We start from the raw sequence: 5,285 nt of genomic DNA, 5'->3' as shown, positions 1-5,285 counted from the left end.
CCATACGCATAAAAAGCCTCCTATTTCTTATGTCCAAGAAATGGGAGGCAGTTCAATTACATCAGCGGGGGTTTATTTTTTGGATTATGCTGCGAATTCGCACTTATTTACAAATCACATCAAAAACTGCGAGCTGACCTTTGAGCTTCTCCGTCAGCTTATCTGTAATCACCGTCGTAACATCATCAAAGTGCGCAAAGGCATAACTTCCCGATGAACTGAACTTCTCGTGGTCAACCATAAGAATGACCTGAGAGGCAGTCTTGATTACTTGACGTTTAACGGCTCCATCGTCAATGTCATAGGTGAGGAGCTCGCCTGCATCCAGGTTAATACCGATAGCACCCATAAACACCTTGTCAAAGTGATACGACTCAAGTGTTTGAATTGCTGCAGATCCGTAAAAGCTATTGAGCTCATAATTAACGGTTCCACCAGTCGAAATGACCTTAATAGCGGGATTTCCACTTAGTGCCTGAAGGATGTCAATCATGTTGGTAATGACCGTCATGTATTTAGTACCAGCAGCTATTTTTTCTGCTAGTGCGATATTGGTTGTGGAAATGTCTAGGTAAACGGTCTCTCCTGGCTCAATGAGCTCGTAAGCCTTGTCTGCAATAACGCGCTTCTCAGGAATTTTGGTGTTGATGCGTGTACTGATATTCCAGTTAGGCTGTACTGATGTACTGATAGCACCGCCATATACACGCTTTAAAAGACCCTGACCATCGAGGTGCTTAAGGTCTTTTCTGATGCAGTCTTCAGTAACACTAAACTTCTCCGAAAGCTCAATGACCGTTGCTCTCCCGTTAGTATTAACGAACTCCACAATCTTATCTTGGCGTTCTTTTAAAAACATCGTTTCTGCCTTTGAACAGGTATTTTCATTTAGGACAATTGTACCCTGTATTGACTCATGGCATTCTGTCTTATTTTGTCCTGTCTCCGAACGGCGGTACCGATAAAGTATGTAAAAGTTAGTCAATATCTTTTGAATCAACCAGTGGAATTCTGATTGTAAACACAGAACCCTGAGGGTTGTTTTCAGAGACTGTGATGAAAGCTCCATGTCGCTTTAAGATGGTCTTAACCAGCGAGAGACCAATACCCGCGCCGCCAAACTCTCTGGATCGTGACTTATTCACCCTGTAGAATGGCTCAAATACAAGCTCTCTTTGCTCAGGCGCAATGCCTACTCCTGTATCGGCAATTATAATCACGCCTTCTTGACCCCTGGTTTCTAGAGTAATGTTAACTGAACCTTCTTCATTGTTATAACGAATGGCATTTTCGACCAGGTTGTAAAGAGCTCGATATAGCAGATTGGTATTTCCTTTAACAATAAAGTTTTGTGCCTCAGATTGAACCTTGGGTTGTACGTCAATCTGCATGTTGACCATATTATTTTGAGCAACTGATTCAAGATCATCCACAACTGTCGTAATTACCGCATCAAGAGAAACGTTCTCAGTCTCTCCTAGCTCAGATGTCTCCGCAAATTCCAAAAGGTCAGTGATGATTGAAGATAGGCGGTCAATATATGTCTCCATCGTGTCTACAAGCTCGTCATATTCACGCTGTTCTCGCTTCTTTTTCTTAAATACATCCAGCTTGGTCCTCAGTACTGCAATTGGTGTTCTGAGCTCGTGAGCTGCGCTAGCCGAGAAACGCCTCTGCATTGCAAACGCTTCATCTAGTTGCTCAGTCATCTGATTAAATGACTTAACCAGCTCTTGAATCTCTTCTCCACCGCCCTCAATTTCAATGGAATCAGACAATGTATTTGGGCTAATTTCTTTCATGTGAGCAGAGAGTTGTTGAACTGGCTTGGTATAGTGACCTGCTAAAAAATAAGCGGCACAGCTTCCTGCAACAATCACAACAAGCAAGATACCCAGCGCGTCAAACAAAATAGAGCGTTCGATAGCATCTACATCCAAAACAATAGAAAGAGCTCCCTGATTGATGGCGTTGGCCGCAGCTAGCTCCAGCAGCTCAGAAGTTGAGCGATACACAAGCCAGGTCAAAACAACGCAACAGCACACCAATAAGCCCACCATAAGAAGAGTGAGTTGGGCACGTATCGAGCGCATTGGCTTTGGGATTATTTCGCTTATCTTAGTCATCGCTGTCCCTCTTAAAGCAATAACCCTCTCCTACTTTGTTAGAAATTGGGTCATATCCAAGAGCTTCTCGTAACTTTTTTCGTACCGAAAAAATGTGAACACGCACAGAATTGCTGAATAAGTCCACGTTGCTGTCCCATGCATGAGTCATGAGCTCTTCACTGCTCACAACCGCTCCGGCGTGTCGCATCAGATACTCTAGAATTGCGAGTTCTTTCTTGGTGAAATTAACCTGAGAATCCCCAACAAAAACTTGTCGAGCCGTAGTGTCAAACCGAAGTTCTCCCAGCGTCAAAGACGCTTCTCCATGCGTATATTCACGGCGCAAGAGCGTCCTAATACGGGCCTCGAGCTCACCAAACGCAAAGGGTTTTATAAGGTAGTCATCAGCACCCGCGTCTAATCCAACAATGCGATCAGACACCGATGAACGCGCAGAAAGAATCAGCACCTTGGTCTCTGAGTGCTCCGCTCGTAGCGTGCGCAGCAAATCAAGTCCATCGATACCAGGAAGGTTAAGGTCAAGTAGAATCAGGTCATATTGCTCAAGCTGAGCCATTTCAAGAGCCCGAGTGCCGTTGTCGACAAGATCAACGTAATAACCGTCCAGCTCAAGCCCCTCTCCAATAGAGGCAAGAAGCTCTTTTTCATCTTCCACTACAAGGATTTTCAATTCTTCCCTTTCAAATGCAGCTTGATGCTATTTGCAAGTATTAGAGTGCGCCTGGACCAAGCTCAAATGACTCAGTCCAGGCGTACTTCATACAACACTTCAAATGCTAACCGATTGAACCCTACGGCGAGAAGTTCTTCTCGCCGTGTGCCGTGAGCGGTAGGTAAGTTTCTATAACCTACTTTGACTGAGCAAGAGCCTGGTCAACGCGCTTTTGAAGTTCGCTACCCTGGAGCTTGCTGGCTCCACCGGTAATTGGATCGCCCACAAGTCTACCGTTCTGGTCAATAACCATAGTGGTTGGAAACGCTGTGAGGCCTTCGATAACGTGACCGCCATCGCTGTGAGGATCAAGAGCGACGTTTCCATAGGTAACGCCCTGCTTCTGGAGAATATTCACGGCTTCCTTCTTAGCGTCGTCCGTGTATGCGGCTTCGGCGTTAACACCTAAGACATTGACACCTTTGTCCTTATAGGTATCAGCAAGCTCTTGAAGCATTGGCATCTCCTGAATGCAGCCAGTACAGCCATTGAACCAGAAGGTCAGAACAGTAACCTTATTCTGTCCAAATACGGTGTTGTCATAGGTAGCGCCAGTAGTGATATCTGTTGCCTTAAAATCTGGGAAAGTATCGCCGTCTTTGAGGTGCAGTTTTGATGCTGCCTCAGGTGGAACTGCAGCAGAATTCTGCTGCTCGGCAGTTGGGGCGGTTGTTGTGCCTGTGTTGCCAGTACCACCAACGCTGCATCCAACAAGCGCAACTGCCATAAGCAGGCCAGCGACATACGTCAGGGATTTTGTTACAAATTTTTTCATTTCATAGTCCTTTCTGTCTTTTCTACGTACGAAACGTAGCTATACACGTTTTATGACACTTACTTTATTGAGCTTGTCGCCTGGAGATCAGCCAAGTGCTTTGCTGTAGCAACCTTTTCCGACTGCTCAATTTTCTTGTTGATTAACAGGAGCTTTGCATCAATCGCATGAACAGGACATACCTTTATGCACTCTCCGCAGCGAATGCACTCAAGAGCTGCGTTATTCTTCGTAATATCTACGTCCATCTTGCATGTACGCGCACACTTTCCGCAGCTTACACAGGTCTTCTCATCAACTCGATACTGCAAAATTGAGATGCGATTGAATAGAGAATAAAAAGCTCCGAGCGGGCAAATCCATTTGCAAAAAGGACGATAAAACATGATGCTCAACAGTACGACAGTTGCCAGAATGCTGAACTTCATCGTAAAAAGTGTGCCCAGAGCTGCCCTAATGCTGACATCTGCTAAAGAAAGCGGAATTGCTCCCTCGAGAATTCCCTGTGGACAAACATACTTACAGAAATAAGGCTCTCCCATTCCTACGGCATTTTGAATCAAAGCTGGTAGAGCCCAGACAAGTACAATTAATATGACGTACTTCAAATAGCGCAAGGCTTTGAGCTTTTTAGTGCTAAATTTTTTTGGGAATGGAATCTTGTGGAGAAGATCTTGTACCCAGCCAAATGGACAAAGAAATCCGCAGACAAACCTGCCTAGCAAAGTTCCAATGAGAATCAAAATACCCGTAATGTAATACGAGAAGCTGAATTTAGAAGATCCGACTACCGCCTGAAATGCTCCAATGGGGCAAGCGCCCGTAGCCGCTGGGCAAGAATAGCAGTTAAGTCCAGGGACACAGACTGACTTTGCAGGACCAGTATAGATTGTTCCCTTAGCAAAATTTGTTAGGTGAGGGTTGGTTAGAAAGGTTGCGCATGCCTGCACGAAACCTCTTTTAGTGATAAATTCTCGCACTTTCTTTCCAAGAAATTTTATCCCTGAGAGCACTTTCACCGCAGGTCACCTAACCAATACCTACACACTCAAGGCAGATTCGTACCGCTTTTCCCAATACGGTCTGAACCTCTCCGCGAGAAGCGCCATAGAATACAAATGCACATCCTAATAGCAAAAATAGAATAGGCAGGACACGTAGGCGGCAGCTCCAACCACAAGCTTGCTTTGATTTCATAGATACTCCCTTCTCCTGGCTCTAGTACAACAGAAGGGGTGTTAAATCCCTGTTAAGCTGATTTAAATTTTCCAGGAAGGGTTACAAACAGCTGCTCAAATATCTTTTGAATTTCTACGAATATCATGGCAATGCCAATGACAATGACCCTTAAATGCATCTTTAATGTGGCTCAAGTGCGACCCAAAAGTTGCCATGAAACTTTTTATATAAACCTCCGAACTTATAAAATATGCAATCACATAAAACTGCAGGTATACGACTTGCGATAAAATCGGGGCCTCTCGCCATCGGCTCACGAGGCAAATTTCAAATCTCCACAACACACCTATGACAGATAATCTGTCAAAAAGACGTATACATGACGCTGAAAATAGCTAAGACATGCAGATTATCTTCATTAGGTGTGTAATATGCCCGCAATTGTGCAGAATATCTGTCATAGGTGTGTTCCTTAGAAGCGGAATTTACC

Annotated in this window: 6 protein-coding genes; all 6 read right to left on the bottom strand. The window is 44.6% G+C overall.

What is annotated here, in order from left to right:
• Positions 1-103: 103 nt before the first annotated feature.
• A complete protein-coding gene (locus RWJ96_RS06780; protein WP_314019629.1) occupies positions 104-859 on the bottom strand; it encodes a DeoR/GlpR family DNA-binding transcription regulator in 756 nt (251 codons plus the stop codon).
• A 118-nt stretch (positions 860-977) separates the two neighbouring features.
• Positions 978-2,126 carry a HAMP domain-containing sensor histidine kinase gene (locus RWJ96_RS06775; RefSeq protein ID WP_314019628.1) on the bottom strand — a complete coding sequence of 383 codons (1,149 nt, stop codon included), beginning with the start codon at positions 2,124-2,126 and terminating at the stop codon, positions 978-980.
• Complete coding sequence (locus RWJ96_RS06770; protein ID WP_314019627.1) at positions 2,119-2,799, bottom strand: response regulator transcription factor; 681 nt, start codon at positions 2,797-2,799, stop codon at positions 2,119-2,121. The genes RWJ96_RS06775 and RWJ96_RS06770 overlap by 8 nt, the downstream gene beginning before the upstream one ends.
• 178 nt (positions 2,800-2,977) lie before the next feature.
• On the bottom strand, positions 2,978-3,616 hold the full coding sequence (locus tag RWJ96_RS06765; RefSeq protein WP_314019626.1) for a TlpA disulfide reductase family protein: 639 nt from the start codon (positions 3,614-3,616) through the stop codon (positions 2,978-2,980).
• A 59-nt stretch (positions 3,617-3,675) separates the two neighbouring features.
• Positions 3,676-4,566 carry a 4Fe-4S binding protein gene (locus RWJ96_RS06760; protein WP_262363821.1) on the bottom strand — a complete coding sequence of 297 codons (891 nt, stop codon included), beginning with the start codon at positions 4,564-4,566 and terminating at the stop codon, positions 3,676-3,678.
• A gap of 79 nt (positions 4,567-4,645) precedes the next feature.
• Positions 4,646-4,813 (bottom strand): CD1871A family CXXC motif-containing protein, encoded by a 168-nt coding sequence (locus RWJ96_RS06755; RefSeq protein ID WP_314019624.1) that lies wholly within the window; start codon positions 4,811-4,813, stop codon positions 4,646-4,648.
• Between the last annotated feature and the right edge of the window lie 472 nt (positions 4,814-5,285).

The organism is Lancefieldella parvula, from assembly GCF_963547875.1.
In the GTDB taxonomy this organism is placed as follows: domain Bacteria; phylum Actinomycetota; class Coriobacteriia; order Coriobacteriales; family Atopobiaceae; genus Lancefieldella; species Lancefieldella parvula_D.
Note: the sequence above shows the minus strand (reverse complement) of the source record. Positions and strands in the feature narration are given on the sequence as shown.

Coding starts and splice junctions, on each gene's coding strand:
- RWJ96_RS06775 (WP_314019628.1), bottom strand. CDS start 2,126: ATGACTAAGATAAGCGAAATAATCCCAAAGCCAATGCGCTCGATACGT.
- RWJ96_RS06780 (WP_314019629.1), bottom strand. CDS start 859: ATGTTTTTAAAAGAACGCCAAGATAAGATTGTGGAGTTCGTTAATACT.
- RWJ96_RS06765 (WP_314019626.1), bottom strand. CDS start 3,616: ATGAAAAAATTTGTAACAAAATCCCTGACGTATGTCGCTGGCCTGCTT.
- RWJ96_RS06755 (WP_314019624.1), bottom strand. CDS start 4,813: ATGAAATCAAAGCAAGCTTGTGGTTGGAGCTGCCGCCTACGTGTCCTG.